Annotated in this window: 20 protein-coding genes; 15 read left to right on the top strand and 5 right to left on the bottom strand. The window is 65.7% G+C overall.

Annotation, left to right across the window (positions count from 1 at the left end):
• The first annotated feature begins 49 nt into the window (after positions 1-49).
• Both NH448_RS10695 and NH448_RS10690 read left to right on the top strand, forming a co-directional pair.
• Positions 50-520: a DUF4426 domain-containing protein gene (locus tag NH448_RS10695; RefSeq protein ID WP_045993287.1), complete on the top strand. Its 471-nt coding sequence runs from the start codon at positions 50-52 to the stop codon at positions 518-520.
• Complete coding sequence (locus NH448_RS10690; protein ID WP_253028764.1) at positions 510-1,844, top strand: sigma factor; 1,335 nt, start codon at positions 510-512, stop codon at positions 1,842-1,844. The genes NH448_RS10695 and NH448_RS10690 overlap by 11 nt, the downstream gene beginning before the upstream one ends.
• Before the next feature lie 25 nt (positions 1,845-1,869).
• On the opposite strand, the gene sfsA is transcribed toward NH448_RS10690, so the two are convergent.
• The gene (gene sfsA, locus NH448_RS10685) at positions 1,870-2,631 is read right to left on the bottom strand and encodes a DNA/RNA nuclease SfsA (protein ID WP_045993288.1); all 762 of its coding nucleotides are present in this window, start codon (positions 2,629-2,631) and stop codon (positions 1,870-1,872) included.
• Complete coding sequence (locus NH448_RS10680; protein ID WP_045993289.1) at positions 2,628-3,794, bottom strand: aminotransferase class I/II-fold pyridoxal phosphate-dependent enzyme; 1,167 nt, start codon at positions 3,792-3,794, stop codon at positions 2,628-2,630. The genes sfsA and NH448_RS10680 overlap by 4 nt, the downstream gene beginning before the upstream one ends.
• 283 nt (positions 3,795-4,077) lie before the next feature.
• Here NH448_RS10680 and dksA point away from each other — a divergent pair, with 283 nt between their 5' ends.
• The 11 genes from dksA (at position 4,078) to NH448_RS10625 (ending at position 15,795) form a co-directional block, all read left to right on the top strand.
• The gene (dksA, locus tag NH448_RS10675) at positions 4,078-4,515 is read left to right on the top strand and encodes an RNA polymerase-binding protein DksA (RefSeq protein WP_045993290.1); all 438 of its coding nucleotides are present in this window, start codon (positions 4,078-4,080) and stop codon (positions 4,513-4,515) included.
• Positions 4,516-4,631: 116 nt separating this feature from the next.
• Positions 4,632-5,549, top strand: coding sequence for a tRNA glutamyl-Q(34) synthetase GluQRS (gene gluQRS, locus NH448_RS10670; RefSeq protein WP_045993291.1), 918 nt, complete (start codon positions 4,632-4,634; stop codon positions 5,547-5,549).
• Positions 5,550-5,556: 7 nt separating this feature from the next.
• Entirely contained in the window at positions 5,557-5,733 is a 177-nt protein-coding gene (locus NH448_RS10665; RefSeq protein WP_045993292.1) for a hypothetical protein, read from the top strand.
• The gene (locus NH448_RS10660) at positions 5,723-8,719 is read left to right on the top strand and encodes an ATP-binding protein (protein WP_045993293.1); all 2,997 of its coding nucleotides are present in this window, start codon (positions 5,723-5,725) and stop codon (positions 8,717-8,719) included. The genes NH448_RS10665 and NH448_RS10660 overlap by 11 nt, the downstream gene beginning before the upstream one ends.
• Positions 8,697-10,091, top strand: a complete 1,395-nt coding sequence (locus tag NH448_RS10655) for a sigma-54 dependent transcriptional regulator (RefSeq protein WP_045993294.1) — start codon at positions 8,697-8,699, stop codon at positions 10,089-10,091. Before NH448_RS10660 ends, NH448_RS10655 begins: the two co-directional genes overlap by 23 nt.
• 1,109 nt (positions 10,092-11,200) lie before the next feature.
• Complete coding sequence (gene pcnB / locus NH448_RS10650) at positions 11,201-12,607, top strand: polynucleotide adenylyltransferase PcnB (RefSeq protein ID WP_045993295.1); 1,407 nt, start codon at positions 11,201-11,203, stop codon at positions 12,605-12,607.
• A gap of 5 nt (positions 12,608-12,612) precedes the next feature.
• A complete protein-coding gene (folK, locus tag NH448_RS10645) occupies positions 12,613-13,131 on the top strand; it encodes a 2-amino-4-hydroxy-6-hydroxymethyldihydropteridine diphosphokinase (RefSeq protein WP_045993296.1) in 519 nt (172 codons plus the stop codon).
• 205 nt (positions 13,132-13,336) lie between these two features.
• Positions 13,337-14,128 carry a 3-methyl-2-oxobutanoate hydroxymethyltransferase gene (panB, locus tag NH448_RS10640; protein ID WP_045993297.1) on the top strand — a complete coding sequence of 264 codons (792 nt, stop codon included), beginning with the start codon at positions 13,337-13,339 and terminating at the stop codon, positions 14,126-14,128.
• A 10-nt stretch (positions 14,129-14,138) separates the two neighbouring features.
• Positions 14,139-14,987: a pantoate--beta-alanine ligase gene (gene panC, locus NH448_RS10635; RefSeq protein WP_045993298.1), complete on the top strand. Its 849-nt coding sequence runs from the start codon at positions 14,139-14,141 to the stop codon at positions 14,985-14,987.
• Between the two features lie 11 nt (positions 14,988-14,998).
• Entirely contained in the window at positions 14,999-15,379 is a 381-nt protein-coding gene (gene panD, locus NH448_RS10630; RefSeq protein ID WP_045993299.1) for an aspartate 1-decarboxylase, read from the top strand.
• Between the two features lie 41 nt (positions 15,380-15,420).
• Entirely contained in the window at positions 15,421-15,795 is a 375-nt protein-coding gene (locus NH448_RS10625; RefSeq protein ID WP_045993300.1) for a translation initiation factor Sui1, read from the top strand.
• A 35-nt stretch (positions 15,796-15,830) separates the two neighbouring features.
• Here the strand turns inward: NH448_RS10625 and NH448_RS10620 are convergent, their stop codons facing one another.
• Positions 15,831-16,715: an NAD-dependent protein deacetylase gene (locus NH448_RS10620; RefSeq protein WP_083970454.1), complete on the bottom strand. Its 885-nt coding sequence runs from the start codon at positions 16,713-16,715 to the stop codon at positions 15,831-15,833.
• 165 nt (positions 16,716-16,880) lie between these two features.
• On the opposite strand from NH448_RS10620, the gene NH448_RS10615 reads away from it, so the two are divergent.
• On the top strand, positions 16,881-17,798 hold the full coding sequence (locus tag NH448_RS10615) for a nuclease-related domain-containing protein (RefSeq protein WP_045993302.1): 918 nt from the start codon (positions 16,881-16,883) through the stop codon (positions 17,796-17,798).
• Between the two features lie 139 nt (positions 17,799-17,937).
• Here the strand turns inward: NH448_RS10615 and NH448_RS10610 are convergent, their stop codons facing one another.
• Positions 17,938-18,699 carry a ribonuclease I gene (locus NH448_RS10610; RefSeq protein ID WP_239452533.1) on the bottom strand — a complete coding sequence of 254 codons (762 nt, stop codon included), beginning with the start codon at positions 18,697-18,699 and terminating at the stop codon, positions 17,938-17,940.
• Between the two features lie 133 nt (positions 18,700-18,832).
• Here NH448_RS10610 and NH448_RS10605 point away from each other — a divergent pair, with 133 nt between their 5' ends.
• On the top strand, positions 18,833-19,612 hold the full coding sequence (locus NH448_RS10605; RefSeq protein ID WP_045992374.1) for an alpha-L-glutamate ligase: 780 nt from the start codon (positions 18,833-18,835) through the stop codon (positions 19,610-19,612).
• 116 nt (positions 19,613-19,728) lie between these two features.
• Here the strand turns inward: NH448_RS10605 and NH448_RS10600 are convergent, their stop codons facing one another.
• Positions 19,729-21,447, bottom strand: coding sequence for a BCCT family transporter (locus tag NH448_RS10600; protein ID WP_045992375.1), 1,719 nt, complete (start codon positions 21,445-21,447; stop codon positions 19,729-19,731).
• Between the last annotated feature and the right edge of the window lie 99 nt (positions 21,448-21,546).

The raw sequence follows: 21,546 nt of genomic DNA, 5'->3' as shown, positions 1-21,546 counted from the left end.
AGCAATGGGTCGGACGTCAGCAGGCAGGCCTGCTGCCAAGGAGGATGAGATGAACGTCAATCGAGCCAGCCACCGACGCTACGCGCTCGCCTTGTCGCTGCTGGTGCTGCTGGCGCTGCAGGTATTGCCGACGGCGCCAGCCCAGGCCCAGCAGTTCGAGCGCTTCGGCGATATCGAGGCGCACTACAGCGCCATCACCACCGACTTTCTCCCCGAGGAGATGGCCCGCCGTCTGGATATCCAGCGCAGCCCACACCAGGGCCTGGTCAGCCTCAGCGTTCGCGACGCCGATGGCCAGGCCCTCAACGTCGCCACCGAAGGCAGCGTCTCGGTGGTGGGCAAGCCCGGCGAGACACCTCTGGCCTTTCGCACCCTGCGGGAAGGCGACGGCATCTCGCGCTACGCCACCTTCGCCATCGACACCAGTGCACCGATGCGCTTTCGGCTCTCGCTGCAGCTTGACCGCAACGCTTCCCCCGAGGCAGTCAGCTTCTTGAAACGGTTCTATCGTGACCAGTGATACCCTTTTCTCTTCCGCGCTACCCGTCACCTCGGCGGTCGGCGACGCCCTGAAAGAATGCGGTCAGGGCGCCACCGGCGGCCTCGAGACCCTTGCCAGGCTGACGGTGCCTCACCTGACCGCCATCGCCCGCCACTTTCTCGACGCGCCAAGGGATGTCGAGGACGTGATCCACGACACCCTGGTGCTGGCATGGCACAACATCTGGCGCTTCGACCCCGCCGCCGAGTCCCCCCATGCGTGGCTGATGCAGGTGTTCGCCTCGCGCCTGGCGAGCCAGCGCCTGGCGTTGGCCACACCGGCCGATGCCACGCCCTGGCGGCTCGATGTCGACCGCGTCGTTCTGCCGCCTCCGCTGACGGATGCCCAGTGCCCGACGCTGGACGCCTTGATGGCGCTGTACCAGCAGTTGCCTCCGGCGTCGGTGGATGATGCCCTGAAGGCACGACTGTGCTGTGCCATCAGCCTGCTGGATGCCAGCCGCGACATGCCGCTGACGCCCGGCGGTGAGCCCGCCGACCCCAGCCTGTACGATCCCAGCCTGGGCCCGCGCATGAGCCTGTCACGACTGGCCCAGCGGGCCAAGGGACTGATCAATCGCTCGCTGACACTGCCGCTGGAGCACCTGGCCCTGCGCCTGTGGCTGTCCGAGGCCCCGGGCAGCCGGCCCCTCGAGGCCCGCGGCCTGCCCCGACGCGGCATCGAATCACGCTACGGCGAGGCCCTGGACGTCAGCGTCGACCCGCGTCGGCTGCTCAAGCAGATCCACTATCCACGCTCCTTCCCGGATCGGCGCGAGCGTCACCGAATCAGCGATCGCCTGTTATGGGACGGCGACTGGGATCTGTCGACGACCCACGCCCTGTCGAGCCGTCGCATGCACTTCATCGCCGACATCTGGGCACACCGCCGCGACCCAAGCCAGAGCCGCAGCTACCACCAGCTGGCCGAACGCCTGGCCAGAGGCAAACCGGTGGCCTCGCACTCCGACGGCATGGTGCTGGATCGTCCCGAACGCATCCTGGCCTATCTGCGCCGTTACCTCCTGTACATGGAGGCCATGGCCTGTTTCGGCTTCGACAATGGCCTCGGCAAGGACCGTCTGGGCGCGGCGGTGGATCGGCACGGCGAGCTGGTCAAGATCAACAAGGGGCTGCACCGCATGGCCATGGCCCAGGTGATCGGCATACCACGGGTCGAGGTGCGCGTCCGCGGCATCCATCGTCAGTGGTGGGAACAGGTCAGCGAGGGAGCCAAGGGCGACACCGCCATGCAGCGCGTCCTCGCGGCCCTGCCCGACTGCCGCCCGTCCGCAGCAGACTGAGCCCGCCCCTCACAGAAGCGCCGATTCAGTCCTCGACGAACTGCGCCATCGGCCGCACCGGCAAGGATGCATCCAGGGTCAGCGCCAGTGGCCTGCCCTGGTCGTCTCGCCGGGTGCGGATGCGGTAGGCCAGTACCTCGACGCCCTCGGCCATCACCCGTCTCAGGGTATCGCCGTACCCCGGATCCAGGTGCATCGCCGGGGCGACATCGTCGATGCCCTCGTGGGCGACCAGGAACAGCAACACCGCTCGCTTCCCCCCGACCACCAGCTGCGCCAGGCTTTCCAGGTGCTTGCGCCCACGTTCGCTGACCGCGTCGGGAAAGTAACCGTGGCCATCGCTTTCCTTGAGGGTGACCTGCTTGACCTCGACGAAGCAGCTCGGGCGCTCGTCGTCATCCAGGCGAAAGTCCAGCCGGGCGTTGGCCACCTTGGCCTCGCGTTTGATCGCCGAATAACCCCTGAGTTCGGCCACCGTCCCCGAGCGCAAAGCCTCCTCGACGATCCGGTTGGCTCGTCCGGTATGCACCGAGGCCAACGCCGACGCAGCACCGGCCTGGGCATCGCCAGACGGCAGTTCGATCAATTCCCAGGTCCAGGCCAGCTTGCGCGCCGGATTGTCGCTGGGGGACAGCCAGACCCGGGCGCCGGGGACATTGACCGCGCGCATCGAGCCGGTGTTGGGGCAGTGGGCGACCACTTCGCGCCCGTCGTCGAGGCGCACATCGGCCAGAAATCGCTTGTAGCGGCGCAGCAATACGCCGCCGACCAGGGTGGGGTAGTTCATGAGCCCTGCCGTGCCAGAAAACGTTCCAGACGCGCCAGCGCTTCCTGCAGACGCGGCACCCCGGTGGTGAAGGCGATGCGCACGTGGTGCTCGCCGCCCTGCAGGGCAAAGTCGGTCCCCGGGGTAATCGCCACGTTCTCCTCTTCGAGCAGGCGCAGGCAGAACGCCTGGCTGTCGTTGCTGTAGGCGGAGATGTCGAGCCAAAGATAGAAGGCTCCCTGGGGCGGCAGCGACGGTGCCAGGCCGAGCCGCGACAGCCCTTCCAGCAAGGCGTCCCGGCGTGTCTGGAGCTCTCGCCGGCGCTCCTCGAACAACGCCTGACACTCAGGGTTGAAAGCGGCCAGCGCCGCGTGCTGGGCCGGCGTGGAGGCGGCCAGGAAGACGTTCTGAGCCAGTCGTGTCAGCGGCTCCACGGCGTCCTCGGGCGCCACCAGCCAGCCCAGGCGCCAGCCGGTCATGCCGAAGTACTTCGAGAAGCTGTTGACGATAAAGGCCCGATCGCTGAGTGACGCCACCGACAGCGGCGCCATGCCGTAGTTGAGCCCCTGGTAGATCTCGTCCACCAAGAGTTCACCACCACGCTCGGCCACCGCGTCCACCACCGCGCCGAGCGCCGAGCGCTCGAGCACATGGCCGGTGGGGTTGGACGGCGAGGCCAGCATCGCCAGGCGCGTATCGTCGCGCCAATGCCGCTCGATCAGCTCGGCGTTCAGCTGCCAGCCGCTATCGGGCCCTACCGGCACCGCGTCTACCCGGGCGCCGGCCAGCGCCATGAAGTGGCGATTGCAGGGGTAGTTCGGGTCGGCCATCAGCACGCCGTCTCCGGGCCCCGCCAGCAATTGACTCGCCAGCAGCAGCGCCCCGGACGCGCCGGGGGTGACGATAATCCGCTCCGGCGCCACCTCGGCATCGAAGTGCTCACGATAGTGGCCGGCAATCGCCTCGCGAAGCGCAGGAATACCGGTGGCAGGGGTATAGCGGGTGCGTCCCTCGTCCAGGGCACGGTGGCCGGCCTCGCGCACCGCAGGTGGGGTCGAGAAGTCCGGCTCCCCGACCTCCAGATGGATCACGTCCTCGCCGGCCGCCTCGCGCTGCTGAGCGAGTTCCAGCAGATGCATCACACGGAAAGGGGCGACCCCTTCGACCCTGGCGTTAAAGCTCATGGCTTCCTCTCTTGATCGCGGCCCGCAGCGAACCCGAGCCGTGCTTGATGGTCCAATGGAGGTATTGAAACATGGAACCTGGTCGCCGTCCGTCACCGTCCAGGACGCCAATCATTGATCCGGACGATGCGGGCTACGACTTTCGGGGAGAAAACTGGTAGTTATCGCGCAAAAGTATTGCACTACGGCCAAATATCCGCTAAACAACCTTCCCTTTGGCGTGAGATACCTTAGCCTAGCGTGGGGTATTGATCAGCAGTCACTAAAGTAATGAGGCAATCCCATGCCAGTTGCACAGAAAAAACCGGAAGCGCCCAAGAAGTTCATCCCGTACGAGCCGGCGGCGGGTGAAGAATACATGAACGAGAAGCAGCTCGAGCACTTCCGCCAGATCCTGCTTGGCTGGAAGCAGGAGCTGATGGAAGAAGTCGACCGTACTGTTCGCCATCTGCAGGAAGAGGCCAACAACTACGCCGACCCGGCTGACCGTGCCACCCAGGAAGAGGGCTTCAGCCTGGAGCTGCGGACCCGCGATCGCGAGCGCAAATTGCTCAAGAAGATCAACGAGACCCTCGAGATGATCGATGAGGACGACTACGGCTTCTGCGATGCCTGCGGCGTGGAGATCGGCATCCGTCGCCTGGAAGCGCGTCCCACCGCCACCCTCTGTGTCGACTGCAAGACCCTGGCCGAACTGAAGGAAAAGCAGCTCGGCGGCTGATCCCCCCTCGCCGGACCTTCGACAACGGGCACCTCAGGGTGCCCGTTTGCGTGATCACCTGCCCCCCGGCTGCCTGTTCACGAGGGTTGCCTGTTCCCGATAGCGCTGGAGCCCCCATGCACCACGTCCATGGTCGCTTTGCCCCCACCCCCTCAGGACCGCTTCACGCCGGCTCGCTGGTGGCCGCGGTGGCGAGCTATCTGGATGCGCGTAGCCAGCAAGGCCGCTGGAGCCTGCGCATCGAGGATGTCGATCCCCCCCGCTGCCCTCCTGGCAGCGTCGATACCATCCTGCGCCAGCTCGAGACCTTTGGCCTCGCCTGGGACGGCGAGGTGCGCTACCAGAGTCATCGCCATGACGCCTATGCTAGTGCCCTTGCGCGGCTGACCGGGCAGGGCATGGCCTACCCCTGCAGCTGCTCGCGCAAGCAGTGGCGGGACTACGGCATCTATCCAGGCTGGTGCCGCGACGGCGTATGCCAGCCCGAGGCCCCTCAGGCCTGGCGCCTGCGCAGCGACCTGGGGCAGCGCCCGGTCAGCTGGCACGATCGGTTGCAGGGTCTGCAGCGCTTCGACCCTGCCGCCCTGGGTGACGTCGTGCTCAAGCGCAAGGACGGCCTCTGGGCCTACCAGCTGGCGGTGGTGGTGGATGATATCGACCAGAACATCACCGACGTGGTGCGCGGCGCCGATCTTCTCGACAACACCCCCTGGCAGCTGCAGCTGCTCGAAGCCCTCGGTGCCGAGCCGCCGCGCTACCTTCACCTGCCGCTGGTGATAGGGCAGGATGGGCAGAAGCTGTCCAAGCAGAACCTGGCCCGACCACTGCCCGAAGATCCCCGTGACGTACGCCGGCTGCTGCATGCCACCCTGGCACTGCTGGGGCAGTCCCCCGACCCGGCGGCGAGCGAGGCGCCGGTGGCCGAGCAGCTCGAGGCCGCCTGCCGCCGCTGGCGTCCTCGACAGATCCCCCGCGCAGACATCGCCTCGCAGGGGCTGCAAGTGGACGGCGACGACGCTGACACCAACGAGTGAGCCTGCCATGTACGTCTACCGCATCATGCTGCTGCTTGTGTTTTGCGGGTATCTGCTCTCGCCGCTGCTGATGACCGGCTGGGGCCAGCCCGGCAACGCCTGGTACCGCCCGTTCCTGATCTGGGGGGCACTGATCGCCCTGACGCTGTGGCTCGAGCAGAAGCGAGCGCTGGATGAGCGCTGAGCTCGTCTCCCTTGTACTGCTGGGGCTTGGCTACCTGTCGGCACTGTTCGCTACCGCCAGCGCGGTGGAGCGCGGCTGGATTCCGCGGCGGCTGGTCCACCACCCACTGATCGGCATCCTGGCCCTGGGCGTCTACGCCAACGCCTGGGCGGTGATCGGCAGCCTTGGCGTGGCCCACCAGCGGGGATTTGGTTATCTCGCCTACTACCTGGGTGCCGCCGGCGCCTTTGTGCTGGCACCGGTCCTGCTGCTGCCGTTGCAGCGCATGACGCGAACCCACCAGCTGTCTTCTCTGGCGGACCTGTTCGCCTTTCGTTTTCGCTCCCGCTGGGTCGGCACCTGCGTCACCCTGCTGAGCCTGGTAGCGGTCATGCCGCTGCTGGCGATGCAGGTGGAGGCCATGAGGCATGCCATCCATCGCTACACCGACGCTGCCTCTCCAGGCCTGCTGTCGCTGATACTGTGTGCCTTGATCGCACTGTTCGCGATACTGTTCGGCGCCCGTCATACCCACGTCCATCGGCGCTACGACGGCTTGACCGCCGCCATCGGCCTGGAGTCGCTGATCAAGCTGGTCGCCTTTCTCGGGCTGGGCGCCTTTGCGCTCTACGCCATCTTCGACGGCCCCGGCGACCTGCAGCACTGGCTGGACGGGCCCGGCCGCGTCCACCAGGCACAGGCGAGCCAGTTCGATGCCGCCCAATGGAGAACCCTGCTGCTGCTGTTCTTCGCCGCTGCGCTACTGATGCCCCACATGTTTCACGTGACCTTCGCCCGCCCGCTCAGTCGCCGAACCCTGCTCAGCGCGGGCTGGGGGCTGCCGCTGGTGCTGCTGCTGATGGCACTGCCGGTGCCGCTGGTGCTGTGGGCCGGTCAGCGCATGGGGGTGGCCGATGATATCCAGGGGGCCGCCTACGTCATCTTCGCGCTGTCCGATAGCCCCGCCGTCACCGCCCTGGCCTTTGTCGCGGTACTGGCCGCCACCTGCGGCACCCTGATCCTGAGCGCGCTGGCGCTCGCCGGAATGGTGCTGAACCATCTAGTGCTGGTCGCCCATCCCCCGGTGGAGCACCCCGACCTCTATCGCTGGCTACGCTGGCTACGGCGCGGCCTGATCGGCGCCATCATTCTCGCCGGCTGGCTGTTCGCCCAGGCCGTCGACGCCAATACCGAGCTGACCCGACTGGGGCTGGTGGCGGTGGTTGGCATGGCTCAGTGTCTGCCGGGTCTGCTGGCCCTGCTGTACTGGCCCGGTGCCAACCGCAAGGGGGTGATGACCGGCCTCGGCCTGGGTGTGGCGATCTGGTGTGCCGGCCTGTGGCTGCCGCTGCTCAGCGACCTGCCGCCGCTGCTTGCGCCGCTGGACGCCTTGCTCGGGCTCCTGGGCGACGAGGCTGTCACCGACTCGCCCGCCTGGTATCCGGTCGCCCTGGTATCGCTTGGCGCCAATGGCCTGAGCCTGATTCTGGTGTCGTTGATCACCCCCACCTCCGCCGGAGAACGAGCGGCCGCCGAGGCCTGCTCGGTGGATGCGGTCATCCGCCCCAAGCGCCTGCCGCTGAATCTGACCGACAGTGATGACGTCAGGCGGCGCCTGGCCATGGCGCTCGGCGACGAGGTCGCCGAGCGCGAAGTGACCCGGGCGCTGGCAAGCCTCCATCAATCTGCCAAGGATGCCAGGCCCTACGCGCTGCGACGTCTGCGCGACCGTATCCAGGCCAACCTGTCCGGCCTGATGGGCCCATCGGTCGCCCAGGACATCGTCGATCACTACCTGCCCTATCGGCGCGATGGGCGAGCGCCGAAGGAAGATATCCACTTCGTCGAAAGCCGCCTGGAGGCCTACCGATCTCGCCTCACTGGCCTCGCGCGGGAACTCGACGAGCTGCGACGTCACCATCGCCGCATGCTGACGCGACTGCCTGTTGGGCTGTGTGCCTTCGGTGACGACGGCGAGGTACTGATGTGGAACGACGCCCTGGCCGAGCTCAGCGAGATTTCCGGCGAGGAGATCATTGGCGCCCATCGCCAGGCCCTGCCTGCGCCCTGGGCCGAGCTGCTCGGGACCATTCTGGAAAGCGACAAGGACCACCTCTACCAGGAAGCCGTGGAGCTGCCCCGGGGGTTGCGTTACGTCAGCCTGCTCAAGGCCAGCCTGGTGGACGAGCCTGCGGCAGACGCCGCTGGTGGCACGGTCATCCTGGTCGAGGACCACAGCGAGATGAAATGGCTGGAGAACGAACTCATCCACGCGGCTCGCCTCGCCTCCATCGGCCAGATGTCCGCCGGCGTGGCCCACGAGATTGGCAACCCCATCACCGGCATCTCATCGCTGGCCCAGAACCTGCGCTATGACACCACGGATCCCCACGTGCTCGAGACCGCCGAACAGATCCAGACACTGACCAAGCGCGTGTCGCGTATCGTTGGCTCACTGGTGGGCTTTGCCCACGGCGGTCGCCACGTCACCGGCAGCGACTTCGCGCCGGTATCGGCCAGGCATCTGGCCGACCAGGCGCTGCACTTGCTCAAGCTGGCCCGCAAGAGCGACGATGTTCGCTACGACAATCGCTGTCCGGCGCGGCTCGACATCACGGGAGACGAGCAGCGCCTGCTGCAGGTATTGATCAACCTGCTGAGCAATGCTCGTGACGCCAGCCCGGCTAACGGCCTCGTGGTCATCGACGCCGGCGAGGAGGGTGAGCGTCACTGGCTGTCGGTCACCGACCAGGGGCCCGGCATCGATCCCAGCGTGCGCGAAAACCTGTTCGAGCCCTTCACCACCACCAAGCCGCCAAGCCAAGGTACCGGTCTTGGTCTCGCCCTGGTGGTAAGCATCGTGGCCGAGCACCAGGGCAAGGTCGAGGTGGAGTCGCCCCTGCCGGGGCAGGCCGGTGGCACCAGAATTCAGGTATGGTTACCTTCTCCCGATGTCCATCGACCTGCCGGGGATATGCCGATCCATGAGCCGAATCCTGATCGTTGAAGACGAAGCCATCATCCGCAGCGCCCTGCGCCGCCTGCTCGAACGCCACGACCACCGCGTGTGCGAATGCGAGTCGGTGGAGCAGGCATGCGGGCAGGGCTTTGGCGAGTACGACCTGATCATCAGCGACCTGCGCCTGCCCGGTGCACCCGGCACCGACCTGATCAAGGCCGCCGCCCCCTGCCCGGTACTGATCATGACCAGCTACGCCAGCATGCGCTCGGCGGTGGATGCGCTGAAACTCGGCGCGGTGGACTACGTCGCCAAGCCGTTTGATCATGATGAACTGCTGGAAACCGTGGCTCGAGTACTGCACCGCCAGGCGAGTCAGCGCAGCACGCCGCCCGCCATCGCCGACGAGGGTGGACGGCGCCACACCATGATCGGCAACTGCCCGGCGATGCAGGCGGTCTACACCCGTATCCGCAAGACCGCCCCGGCAGACGTGACGGTACTGATTCAGGGTGAATCCGGTACCGGCAAGGAGCTGGTGGCCAAGGCCCTGCACCAGCAGAGCCGCCGTGCCGAGGCGCCGCTGGTCTGCGTCAACTGTGCAGCCATCCCCGAGACGCTGATCGAATCTGAGCTGTTCGGTCATGAGAAGGGCGCCTTTACCGGGGCCAGCGCCATGCGTACCGGGCTGGTCGAGGCCGCCGACGGCGGCACCCTGTTCCTCGACGAGATCGGTGAATTGCCGCTGGACGCCCAGGCCCGATTGCTGCGGGTGCTGCAGGAAGGCGAGATACGCCGCATCGGTTCGGTGGAAACGCGCCACGTCGACGTTCGGCTGATCGCTGCCACCCACCGTGACCTGCGCGCCCTGTCACGCAGCGGAGACTTCCGTCTCGATCTCTACTACCGCTTGAACGTCATGCAGATCGACCTGCCTCCGCTGCGCGAGCGCGAGGACGACATTCTCGAGATTGCCGACGTACTGCTGGCCAAGGCCTGCAAGCGCCACGCCCGCGACGGTCTGCACCTGTCTCGCGCCGCACGGCGGGACATCGCCGACTACCCCTGGCCAGGCAACGTCAGGGAGCTGGAAAATGCCCTGGAGCGTGGCGTGATCCTCGCCGAAGGCCAGTTGATCCATCCGGACGACCTGGGCCTGGCAACCGTGCCGGTAACGCGACCGCCCAGTCCCCCCAAGGAGGCGGCCACGTCACTGGAGGCGCCCGCCCCCGAAAGATCCGACACGGCTACCGAGGACGACCTGTCGCTGGAAGACTACTTCCAGCACTTCGTACTCGAACATCAGGACCAGATGAGCGAGACGGAGCTGGCCAACAAGCTGGGAATTTCACGCAAGTGCCTGTGGGAACGCCGCCAGCGTCTGGGTATCCCGCGCAAGAAGGCGGCGCGGCGCCACTGACGCGAGACCACAGGCTCAACACCCTGGGGCCCTGGCCCCGCGCTTCGCCCCGGCCTCCCTTGGGCCACTCACCTTGGCCCCCTTCGACTCACCCCTCGGCTCGCCCTTGCCTGCCGCTTCCTGCCATGCCCCCTGCTTTGGTTCATTCGACCATGGTGCAAGTGTCTGTAGCGATCAATACAGGCATTGTAGGCCCTGCACGCCAGCTACCTCTTGATGCACCGGTTGTTACCATCCCACACAGGGGAGTGCGCCAAAATGGGTAGCCCGAGGTAACACAAATGACCCGGCGGCTTGCTTCGAACCAACGACAATGAAGCAAGCGGCTGATAAAAAAGAAAAAAATCAAAGTAGGCACGACAACTGCAGTAAGTCTGGGCAAGAACAACAAATTCCGGCGATCGTGGGCAGCCAACAACAATAACCTGCACCGCCACGATCGAATCTGCCGCCCCAACAACAACAACGCTTCCAGGTGAAGCAGGCGGATTGGGCACTAGGCACCGCAGCCTTGACAACAACAATACGGACCTGCGGAGCTACCACTCGTCGAACAACAACAAGACGACGAGGCCCGGAGTACCAGGACGCGACGCGCCAACGATGACCGACCAACAAGAACAACAGGGTCGTCAGAGCGCACTCCCGGCAACAATGCCAATAATCCGGGAGGAGGCATGATCCCATGCCGTCGTGGTTGGACTATTGTTTTGAATACGAGACGGTCGCCGTCAGGAGCGCCAATAACAACAACATCATTGCTTGCCTGAAACTCCTTGGTGACTGTGGTGCGTATTCAAGGCGATGCGCCATCACGAAGAAAAATTAGCAGCACGGACGCTGCATCCTGCTTTGATGGGGAGGCCCTTGGCCTCCCCTTCTGCTGTCTGGCCTCCGAGCGTCAAGCCAGTCGTTGCCCCGCCAGACGAGACAGCCCCCAAGGGCTCAATCGCCATGGGCAACCGGACCTTTTGCGCCTCTTCGCAGCTCGAACACTGCGCCGACTGTCGCCCTTGACACCCGAGCGGCTTTGTCCACTGCGCTTTGCAAGGCCGGGAGCGTCCGCTACACTCATCACCTTTCCGTACCCCGCGAGTCCAAATCGCCGCATGATCAAAGGATTTACCCGCTTTCTACAGAGCCCAGGCGAGCACTTGAAGTCGCTGTTCGGCGCTCAGGAAGCCGCCGCAGGACCGCCGATGCCCCGCGTACTCACACGCGACGAACACCCCGTGTCCCGTCGCCAGTTCAGCGAAGCCTCCCTCAAGGTGCTCTACCGCCTGCACAACGCCGGCTACGAAGCCTACCTGGTCGGAGGCTGCCTGCGTGACTCCCTGCTCGGGATCGCTCCCAAGGATTTCGACGTGGCCACCGACGCCACGCCGGAGCAGGTCAAGCAGCTGTTTCGCAATTCACGCATCATCGGCCGCCGCTTCCGTATCGTGCACGTGCGTTTCGGCCGCGAGGTCATCGAGGTCACCACCTTCCGTGGCAAGCCCCGTGACGACCACGGCGAGCATGTCGCCTCCCAGTCCGATGACGGCCTGCTGCTGCGCGACAACGTCTGGGGCAATATCGAGGAAGACGCGCTGCGTCGCGACTTCACCGTCAACGCCCTGTACTACAGCATCGCCGACTTCAGCCTGCATGACTTCGCCGGCGGGGTCGACGACATCGAGTCGCGCACCCTGCGCCTGATCGGCGACCCGGAGACCCGCTACCGCGAGGACCCGGTGCGCATGCTTAGGGCCATCCGCTTCGCCGCCAAGCTCGACTTCGATATCGCCCCGGATACCGAGGCGCCGATCGCCGAAATGGCGCCGCTGCTGTTGCAGATTCCTCCGGCGCGGCTCTTCGACGAGATCCTCAAGCTGTTCCTGTCCGGTGAAGGACTGACCACCTTCCGTCTGCTGCGGGACTATGGCCTGTTCGCGATGCTGTTCCCCGAAGCCGACGAGTGCATGGCCGAGCTGCCCTGGGCCGAGCCGCTGATCGAGCAGGCACTGGAAAGCACCGACCGTCGCATTCGCGAGGATCGCCCGGTCACGCCCGCCTTCCTGCTGGCCGCCTTCATGTGGGGGCCGGTGCAATTGCGCCAGCGTGATCTCGAGGCCGACGGCATGCCTCCCGTTCCGGCCCTGCAGACCGCCGCCCAGCAGGTCATCAGCCGCGAGCTGCAGCACGTATCACTGCCCAAGCGCTTCAGCATGCCGATGCGAGACATCTGGGACCTGCAGCAGCGTCTGCCGCTACGTCGTGGCAAGCGTGCCTTCCAGACCCGTGACCATCCGCGCTTCCGTGCCGCCTACGACTTCCTGCTGCTGCGCGAGGCCGCCGGCGAACTCGAACCGGGACTGGGTGACTGGTGGACCGCCTTTCAGGAAGCCGACGAGCACGAACAGCGCCGTCTGCTGGGCAAGGTAGGCGCCGACCCTGCCGGCACCGCCGCCCCGCGCAAGCGCCGTCGCCGGCGGCGCAAGCCGCGCCCGCAACAACCGCCGCAGTCGGACGAGTGAACCAGGTGGGGCGCCATACCCAGGCCTTTATCGGCCTCGGCAGCAATCTCGACGCCCCCCGTCGTCAGGTCGAGCAGGCTCTCGAGGAGCTCGACCGGCTGCCGTTGACGCGTCGAGTCGCGGCCTCTCGGCTGTACGCCAGCCGCCCGGTCGGTCCCCAGGACCAGCCCGACTACGTCAACGCCGTGGCCGAACTCCACACCCGGCTGTCGCCGCTGGCCCTGCTCGACCAACTGCAGGCGCTGGAGCAACGTCATCGACGCGTACGCCAGCGCCACTGGGGGCCCCGCACCCTGGATCTCGACCTGTTGTGGATGGGCAACGCCGAGTGGCGCCACCCGCGCCTCACGCTGCCACACCCGGAATTGGTAAACCGCGCCTTCGTGGTACTGCCGCTGGCCGAGATCGCCACAGACCTCAGATTGCCCGACGGTCAGACCCTGGCATCGCTGGCCGAGCGCTGGAACGGCGCCCTCACCTCGGGTGATCTATCCCCATTGAACGCCACCGAGGCCGTTCGCTGAGCACCTGGAGCCCAGGTGGCCCGAAGCCTCCAGGCACTCACTAGACGCCGATCGACCTCTACCACTTTGGTCGCTGTTACCTTGAACCCTGCTCTGCCTTGGTCAACGTTACCTATCGACACAGATTCACCCATCGGTAACAATCCGCGGTGATCACTCTGGGGCGGTCATAGAAGTCGCCCCACCGCCAACACGAGAACACGCCATGACTTCCGTCACCCTGAGCTCGCTGAAGGCTCGCAAGCGCGCCGGTGAACCCTTCAGCTGCCTGACCGCCTATGACGCCTCCTTTGCCGCCGCCGCCGGGCGCGCCGGCATCGACGTGCTGCTGGTCGGGGATTCCCTTGGCATGGTCCTGCAGGGGCACGACAGCACCCTGCCGGTCACCATGGACGACATCCTCTACCACACCCGCTGCGTGGCACGCGGCAAGGGCGACAGCCTGCTGATGGTCGATCTGCCATTCATGGGCAATCCCAGTCGCGAGCGCCTGCTGGACAACGCCGCCGCGCTGATGAGGGCCGGCGCCGAGCTGGTCAAGGTCGAGGGTGAGGGCTGGATGGCCGATGACATCCGTGAACTCACCCGTCGCGGGGTGCCCGTCTGCGCCCATCTGGGGCTGACCCCCCAGACCGTGCATCAGCTCGGTGGCTACAAGGTCCAGGGACGCGAGGCCGAAGCCGCCAGCCGTATCCTCGAGGACGCCCGAGCGCTGGTCGAGGCCGGCGCCTCGGTGATCCTGCTGGAGTGCGTGCCGGCGAGTCTCGGTCGTGCCGTCAGTGAAGCTCTGGAAGTGCCGGTGATCGGTATCGGCGCCGGCCCCGACACCGACGGCCAGATCCTGGTGATGCACGACGTGCTCGGCGTGACCCACGGGCGGACCCCGCGCTTCGTCAAGAACTTCCTGGCCGAAGCCGAGGACATCGAAGGCGCCTTCCGTCGCTACCACGAAGCGGTGCTGGCGCGGGAGTTCCCGGCTGCCGAGCACTGCTTCTAGGAGGTCTGCGATGCACGTCCATTCCGCCATCGCCAAGCTTCGCGAAGCGCTCGCGCCTCACCGCCGCAGTGGTGCCCGCATCGGCCTGGTGCCGACCATGGGCAACCTTCACCAGGGCCACCTGGCGCTAGTGGAAGCGGCCCGCGAGCGCTGTGACCTGGTGGTCGCCTCGATCTTTGTCAATCCGCTGCAGTTCGGCCCCAGCGAAGACCTGGACAACTATCCGCGCACCCTCGAGGCGGACCTGGCCAAGCTCGAGGCCGCTGGCTGCGACATGGTGTTCACCCCGACCCCGGCGACCATGTACCCCGACGGCCTCGACGGCCAGACCCTGGTGCGGGTACCCGAGGTCAGCGAAGGCCTGTGTGGCGGCGCCCGACCCGGCCACTTCGACGGCGTCTCGACCGTGGTCAGCATGCTGTTCCATATCGTCCAGCCGGACGTCGCCTGCTTCGGCGAAAAGGACTACCAGCAACTGGCGGTCATTCGCCGTATGGTCCACGACATGCACATGCCGATCGAGATCATCGGGGTGCCCACGGTGCGCGAGGCCTCGGGACTGGCGCTATCGTCGCGCAACGGCTACCTGAGCGAGGCCGAGCACGCCACCGCCGCCGAACTGCAGGCCACCCTGGTGACGCTTGCGCGCAGCCTCGAGGCCGGCGCCGACATCGACGCCACCCTGACAGAGGGCCGCGCGCGCCTGGCCTCCCACGGCTTTGCTCCCGACTATCTGGAGCTGCGCGCCCGTGACCTCGGCGCGGTGACCGCCACCACCCGTGACGCCATCCTGCTGGTGGCCGCCCGTCTCGGCGCCACGCGACTGATCGACAACCTCACTGTGACGCTACCTCGATAGGAGCCCCCTAGATGTACACCATCATGCTCAAGGCCAAGCTGCACATGGCTCGCGTGACCCACGCCGTGCTCAACTACGAAGGCTCCTGCGCCATCGACGGTGAACTGCTCGACCTCGCCGGTATCCGCGAAAACGAACAGATCCAGATCTACAACGTCGAGAACGGCCAGCGCTTCACCACCTATGCCATCCGTGCCGAGGAAGGCTCCAAGGTGATTTCGGTCAACGGCGCCGCTGCCCACCTGGCAAGCGAAGGCCAGCGCGTGATCATCTGCAGCTACGCCCACTACAGCGACAGCGAACTCGACCAGCACAAGCCCTCCCTGGTCTACCTCCAGGAAGGCAACGAGATCAGCCACACCAGCAACGCCATCCCGGTCCAGCTGGCCTGATCCGACCGCACCATCGCACCACCCGACAGGAGCGCACCACCATGGCATCGCTGAAGGAACAACTCGGCTCGCTGGTCTACTCCACCGAACACGGCGACATCTGCCCGGACTGCCGTGAACCGAAGGACGCCTGCCGCTGCGACGAGATCCAGGACCAGGCGCGCCTGGCCAGCCTGGATGGGGTGGTGCGAATCCGCCGGGAAACCAGCGGACGCAAGGGCAAGGGCGTCACCACCATCGACGGCGTGCCGCTTGCCGACAAGGAGTTGAAGGCCCTGGCCAAGGAGCTGAAGAAGCGCTGCGGCACCGGTGGCGCGCTGAAGGACGGCGTCATCGAGATCCAGGGCGACCACCGCCAGGTGTTGAAAGACGCCCTGGAGAAGAAAGGCTACAGGGTCAAGCTGGCCGGAGGCTGAGCTCTGGCTCGTCTGAAAACTGGCTGGGCCGGCGCCTAGCCCAGATCCCGCACCAGCGCTTCCAGCGCCTGAACCGCTGGGGCCTCGAGCTTGACGTCGAACAGTTCATCGGCGCGGGTGCGCCCCAGATTGATGCAGGCCACCGGGCGTCCCGCCTTCACGCTTTCGCGCACGAAGCGAAAGCCGGAATAGACCATCAGCGAGCTGCCGACCACCAGCAGGGCGTCGCTGTCCTCGAGCAGCCCGCGGGCGCTGGCCAGCGTCGCCGCTGGCACGTTGTCGCCGAAGAACACCACATCGGGCTTCCAGATACCGTCGCCACAGCGGCCACAGGAGGGCACCCGAAAGCTCGAGAAGTCCGCCTCCAGGTCCGCATCGCCGTCCGGCGCAGGCCGCACCGGCGACGTTTGCGCCACCCACTGCGGATTACAGCGTGCCAACTCATCGTGCAGGGCATGGCGCATCTGGCGCGCACCGCAGCTCATGCACACCACCAGATCCGCCCTGCCGTGCAGATCGATGACCCGCCGGGAACCCGCGCGCTGGTGCAGTCCATCGACGTTCTGGGTGATCACCCCGGAGACCTTGCCGCGCAGCTCGAGCTCGGCGATGGCCCGGTGCGCCGCGTTGGGACTGGCCTCATTGAGCACCCGAAAACCGATCATCGCCCGCGCCCAGTAGCGCTGACGCGAGGCATGGCGAGACATGAAGTCGCGATGATCGATCGGCGGCGAGCGCTTCCACTCGCCCTGGGCATCGCGATAGTCGGGGATACCGCTGGCGGTGCTGATGCCGGCGCCACTGAGCACGGCGATACGCCGGTGACGACAGACGAGAGCGTACAGCGCATCCATCGCCGACGCTGACGCTTCTCTGTTGACGCAAGATCGAGCCTCGCTACCGCCGCCGACATTCGTCATTGCTCCTCCCCTTGTGACCGCGCACCAACACCCGGGACAGGCCCGCCGGCCCTGCCCCCATGGCCAAGACTACCCCTGGGCGATCGATAAGACCAAGGGCGCCATGGCCCAACAGGCACGTCGTTGTCTACAATGGACGGGATTCTTCACGGGCAAGGAGTGCCGATGGCCTGGCTGGACTACCTGCTGCCGCTGTTCTTTCTGTTCCCCCTCGCGGCGGCCGCCACGGTGGTGGTGGCACTCCGAAGCCTGCACGACGCGCGAGTACGCTCGCCGTTCGACGCCCATCCCCTGCGTGAGCCTGGGCAGGCCCTGCGCGATCGGCTGGATCGCGCCTTCGCCACCCTGTTCCTCAATGCCGCCCTCGGCCCCGTACTGGTGCTGACACCACTGGTCTACGGCATGGGCAGGATGCTGTTCTCGCGCCACCAGAATTGGATCGAATGGGCGCTCTACGGTGTGCTGTGCACACTGCTGGCGATCGTGGTCAGCTTCCGACTGATGCGTGACTACCAGCGTATCCGTCGCCTGAAGCTGGGGCTCGCCTGCGAACTGGCCGTGGGTCAGGAGCTCGAACGCCTGATTCGCCCCGAGGCCCATCCCTACTTCGTGTTCCACGACGTACCCGCCGACACCTTCGTGATCGACCACGTGGCGATCACTCCCCACGCCGTCTTCGTCATCGAGACCCGGGCCCGCACCCCGGCCATCAGTCCCGCCGGCGAGACCGAGGACACCGTGGTGGTCGAACACGAGCGCCTGCGCTTTCCCGGCTGGATGGAGCGACGCCCCCAGCGCAAGGCCCGCCAGGCCACCCGCTGGGTCGCTTCCTGGCTATGTCGCGAACTGGGGCAGCCGGTGCCGGTCAAGGGCATCCTTGCCCTGCCCGGCTGGAAGATCGAACGTGAGGTCCCCGACGACGATCTTGCCGTGGTCAGCGGCGAAGGCCTGGCCGCCCATCTGACCGACGCCTGCCCTGGTATCGCGCCGATGGATCCGACGCTGCACGACCGGGTCATCGAGGCCTTGAACCGGCGAACACTGACGCGGGAACTTGGCCACCTGGAAGGCCCGTCCATCTAGGCTCTGTCCGAAAAGTCGACGAGCGAAGGTTAGACAAGGCAAAAATCGGTGAGAAAGCGCAGTTTACGGGGTGTAAATGAGCATTTTGATCCGATTTTTAACGCAGTATTACCGAGCGCAGGCACTTTTCGGACGAGCCCTAGAAGCGGCGCAGCTCGATCCGGCTGGGGCAGCGTCCATGATCCACCGGAGCGAAACTCTTTCTGGCCGGAAAGTCATCGATATGCTCCGCCTCCAGGCCGATGCGCACCTCGGTGAGCAGTCGGTTGCCCGAGCCCCCGCACTGCAGCGACAGGGAGCTGCCGGTACCCCGGCCGAAAGCCTCCTCGAAGGCCGCGATCAGCGCATTGCGCCTGACCGTCGAACCTCGGTTGTCGCGCATGAAGTCCCCCAGGGCCCCGGCGTTGACGATCTCGGTCAGCGCCAGGGCACCGTCGAAGAAGTCATCATCGCTGATCGACAGGCAGGCACCGTGCTTGGCGTACTCGTAACGGTCGAGGCAGCTGGCCCTGCCGGGCATGGCGTCGTCGAGCTCCTGTTCAAGCGATGAGCCGATATCGATGGCAGGCCCTGCCTGGCAGAAATCGCCCGCTGGCCTCGGGCGTTCAAGAAAGCAGCCCTGGCGGCGCCACTCGCTGACACTGACGCCCTGTGAGATCAGCCTGACGGGGCGTGACGGCCACAGCCCGTGGATCACGAAGCCATCGTCGGCCCCGACCATCAGCGACGGATCCCGGCACTCTCGTGGCGGCTGACGACGGCTGGCGCAGAACCCGGGATGCCAGGTCAGCGCCAGCACATAATGATCGAAGTGCTCTCGCTCGAGATCCTCCAGTGCCTCACGCTGCTCCTGCGGCTCGTGGGCCTGGGCGCCAGCGACCATGGTGAGGGCCAGCAGCACCGCAGCCAGCGCGCGCCATGGTTGCCGTCGACGGGCTCCCCGGTCCCCCTGTCGCCTTGCAATCGGCGACCACAGTTGGCAAGGTGCGCCGCCTCGCTTCAATCCTCTTTCGTCTTTCTCGGATGACTGTCTCATGAACCTGATCACCTTCGATCCGTTACGGAGTCTGGGGGTCCCGGGGGCGCGATACATCAAGCCTGAGCACATGAATGACCATCGCCAGGCCCTGGCCGATGCCGACGCCCTGCTGTTCCCCGAATACTGGCAGATCAATGCCCTGGCCTACGGCCTCAATCCGCGCGTCTTTCCCAGTCTACCCAGCTATCACCTGGGTCACGACAAGATCGAACAGACCCGCGCCTTCCAGGCCTGCTGCCCCGAGGCAACGCCCGATACCGCCATCCTCGGGGTCAATTCAGACGCCATCCACCAGGTGGAGGCGCGCTTCGGCTACCCGTTCGTGGTCAAGCGGGTGCGCAGCTCCATGGGCGAGGGCGTGCGCCTGATTCGCTCCCGCGAGGCGCTGATCGATCACCTGTCCAGTGAGAATCTGCTCTACGCCCAGCGCTACCTGCCCATCGAACGCGACCTGCGCATCGTGGTGGTCGGGCGCAGGGTGCTGGCCGCCTACTGGCGCGAGAGCCCACTGGGCGACTTTCGCACCAATGTGGCACGCGGCGGCGAGATCCGCCACGACCCGGTACCGGCCTCCGCCATCGAGCTTGCCACCACCCTGGCCCAGCGCCTGGGCATCGATCATGCCGGCTTCGACATCGCCATGGTCGACAACGCCCCGATGGTGCTGGAGTTCAACCGCCTGTTCGGCAACCAGGGCATCGACTCCCCCGAGACCAGCGTGGGAGAGGCGATCCTCGAACACCTCGAGCAGGATAGCTGGCGCCAGGCGGCCTGATCCTTGAGCCTTGCTGGTCGCCGCTCTCGGAGCTATCCCCCTTCACAAGATCGACCACAAGAAAACGGGCCACCGTCGCAATGACGGTGGCCCGAGCAGTCGGCGCTGAGCGCTGATTACAGCCGTGAAGGATGGCTCGCCGGGTCGCCCTCCTGGTGGGGCTTGTCGTCATGATCGACACCGTGGTGCTCCCCTTCCGGCAACTCCCAGGTGCCATCCTCGGTCCAGGGGTCGTCCTCGGGGAATTCCTCGATATAGATTTCCTTGTCGGTGTAGTCCGGCTGATAGCGCAGATCGTAGTGGGCCGCCCGCACGGTCGAGATGCACAACAACAGCGCCACCAGCAGCAAGGGCACACCCCCTACCACCGAGGCCGTCTGCAGGGTCTCGAGCCCACCGATGAACATCAGCACCGCCGGCATGAACGACAGCGCAAAGGCCCAGAACAGTCGATTCCAGCGCATCGGTTCCTCGTCGACCTCCTTCTGCACCACCGCCGCCAGGATGTAGGAGATGGAGTCGAAGGTGGTGGCGGTGAAGATCAGCGCCAGCAGGGTGAAGGCGAAGATCACCAGGTAGCTCAGCGGCAGGGTCGACAGGGTGGCGAAGATCGCCGCCGTGGGGCTCTGCTCATTGAGAATGGTGACCAGATCCAGGGTGCCGGACAGCTGCAGGTAGAGACCGTAGTTGCCGAGGATGATGAAGAAAAGGGCGCAGCCCAGGGTACCGAAGAAGATCGAGCCCGCGACCATGGAGCGGATGGTGCGGCCGCGGGAGATGCGCGCGATGAACAGGCCGACGCTGGGGGCGAACACCAGCCACCAGGCCCAGTAGAAGATGGTCCAGTCCTGAGGGAAGTGGGTGTCCTGGAAATTCTCGAAGCGGGCGAAGGGCTCGGTCCAGGTACCCATGTGCACCAGATTGCTGAGCACCCTGCCAAGGGCATCCAGGCCGGTGCTGGCCATGAACTGGGTCGGCCCGACGATGAAGACGAAGGTCAGCAGCGACACCGCCAGCCAGAAGTTGATGTCCGACAGCACCTTGATACCCTTCTTGAGGCCGACGAAGGCGCTGTAGCCGAAGACAACGGTACACAGCATCAGCACGAAGATGCGCGTCGCCAGGGTCTTCGGAAAACCGAACAGCTCATGCAGCCCCTCGTTGATCAAGGGCGCCGCCAGTCCCAGGGTGGTGGCACCGCCGCCCAGCATACCGAACACGAACAGCACGTCGATCAGCTTGCCCGGCCAGCGGTGGGCACGGCTCTCGCCCAGCACCGGCATCAGCGCCTCGCTGATCTTGAGCACGCTGTGATTGCGCACATAGTAGAAGTAGGCAATGGGAATCGCCGGGATCAGATAGATCGACCAGGCCACCGGCCCCCAGTGGAAGATACCGTAGGCCGCCGCCCAGCGCGCCGCATCCGGCGACTGAGGTTCCACATGGAAGGGTGGGGCCTGGTAGTAGTAGATCCACTCGATCATCGACCAGTAGAGGATCGAGGCGCCGATACCGGCGCAGAACAGCATCGCCGCCCAGGACAGGGTCGAGAACTCCGGCTGCTCCTCAGGGTCACCCAGCTTGATCTGGCCGATATCGCTGAACACGATGAACAGCATGAAGCCGCTGGCCCCGAGCCCCAGGGCCAGATACAGCACACCAAGTTCATTGGTAATGAAGTTCTTGGCCGCGATGACCCAGGTTGCCCCCTGTTCGGGGAACACCACCAGAGGCAGAGTGACAGCAAGGAGAAGAAACAGCGAACCGAAGAAGGTGGGCTTGTCGATCGCATCAAAGCCTTGATCGGAAGAGGCGGGGGAGGATTTCCTTTTCACGGGCCATACCCTTGTTATCGTTTTCCCCAGTATACGCAGCCTTGCTGCATCAAACGTCATCCATTGACTTAGGCCGCGCAGCGACAAACGCCCTATCAT

It is taken from the genome of Halomonas sp. OfavH-34-E, assembly GCF_024124525.1.
GTDB lineage: Bacteria > Pseudomonadota > Gammaproteobacteria > Pseudomonadales > Halomonadaceae > Halomonas > Halomonas litopenaei.
The sequence above is the reverse complement of the archived record's forward strand: the minus strand, read 5'-3'. Positions and strand labels throughout refer to the sequence as shown.

Bases quoted from the DNA above. Each gene is read 5' to 3' on its own strand.
- NH448_RS10695 (WP_045993287.1), top strand. From the start codon at position 50: ATGAACGTCAATCGAGCCAGCCACCGACGCTACGCGCTCGCCTTGTCG.
- gluQRS (WP_045993291.1), top strand. From the start codon at position 4,632: ATGCACCACGTCCATGGTCGCTTTGCCCCCACCCCCTCAGGACCGCTT.
- dksA (WP_045993290.1), top strand. From the start codon at position 4,078: ATGCCAGTTGCACAGAAAAAACCGGAAGCGCCCAAGAAGTTCATCCCG.
- NH448_RS10660 (WP_045993293.1), top strand. From the start codon at position 5,723: ATGAGCGCTGAGCTCGTCTCCCTTGTACTGCTGGGGCTTGGCTACCTG.
- NH448_RS10605 (WP_045992374.1), top strand. From the start codon at position 18,833: ATGAACCTGATCACCTTCGATCCGTTACGGAGTCTGGGGGTCCCGGGG.
- NH448_RS10665 (WP_045993292.1), top strand. From the start codon at position 5,557: ATGTACGTCTACCGCATCATGCTGCTGCTTGTGTTTTGCGGGTATCTG.
- NH448_RS10655 (WP_045993294.1), top strand. From the start codon at position 8,697: ATGAGCCGAATCCTGATCGTTGAAGACGAAGCCATCATCCGCAGCGCC.
- NH448_RS10680 (WP_045993289.1), bottom strand. From the start codon at position 3,794: ATGAGCTTTAACGCCAGGGTCGAAGGGGTCGCCCCTTTCCGTGTGATG.
- panB (WP_045993297.1), top strand. From the start codon at position 13,337: ATGACTTCCGTCACCCTGAGCTCGCTGAAGGCTCGCAAGCGCGCCGGT.
- panD (WP_045993299.1), top strand. From the start codon at position 14,999: ATGTACACCATCATGCTCAAGGCCAAGCTGCACATGGCTCGCGTGACC.
- NH448_RS10615 (WP_045993302.1), top strand. From the start codon at position 16,881: ATGGCCTGGCTGGACTACCTGCTGCCGCTGTTCTTTCTGTTCCCCCTC.
- sfsA (WP_045993288.1), bottom strand. From the start codon at position 2,631: ATGAACTACCCCACCCTGGTCGGCGGCGTATTGCTGCGCCGCTACAAG.
- pcnB (WP_045993295.1), top strand. From the start codon at position 11,201: ATGATCAAAGGATTTACCCGCTTTCTACAGAGCCCAGGCGAGCACTTG.
- NH448_RS10620 (WP_083970454.1), bottom strand. From the start codon at position 16,715: ATGACGAATGTCGGCGGCGGTAGCGAGGCTCGATCTTGCGTCAACAGA.
- NH448_RS10625 (WP_045993300.1), top strand. From the start codon at position 15,421: ATGGCATCGCTGAAGGAACAACTCGGCTCGCTGGTCTACTCCACCGAA.
- panC (WP_045993298.1), top strand. From the start codon at position 14,139: ATGCACGTCCATTCCGCCATCGCCAAGCTTCGCGAAGCGCTCGCGCCT.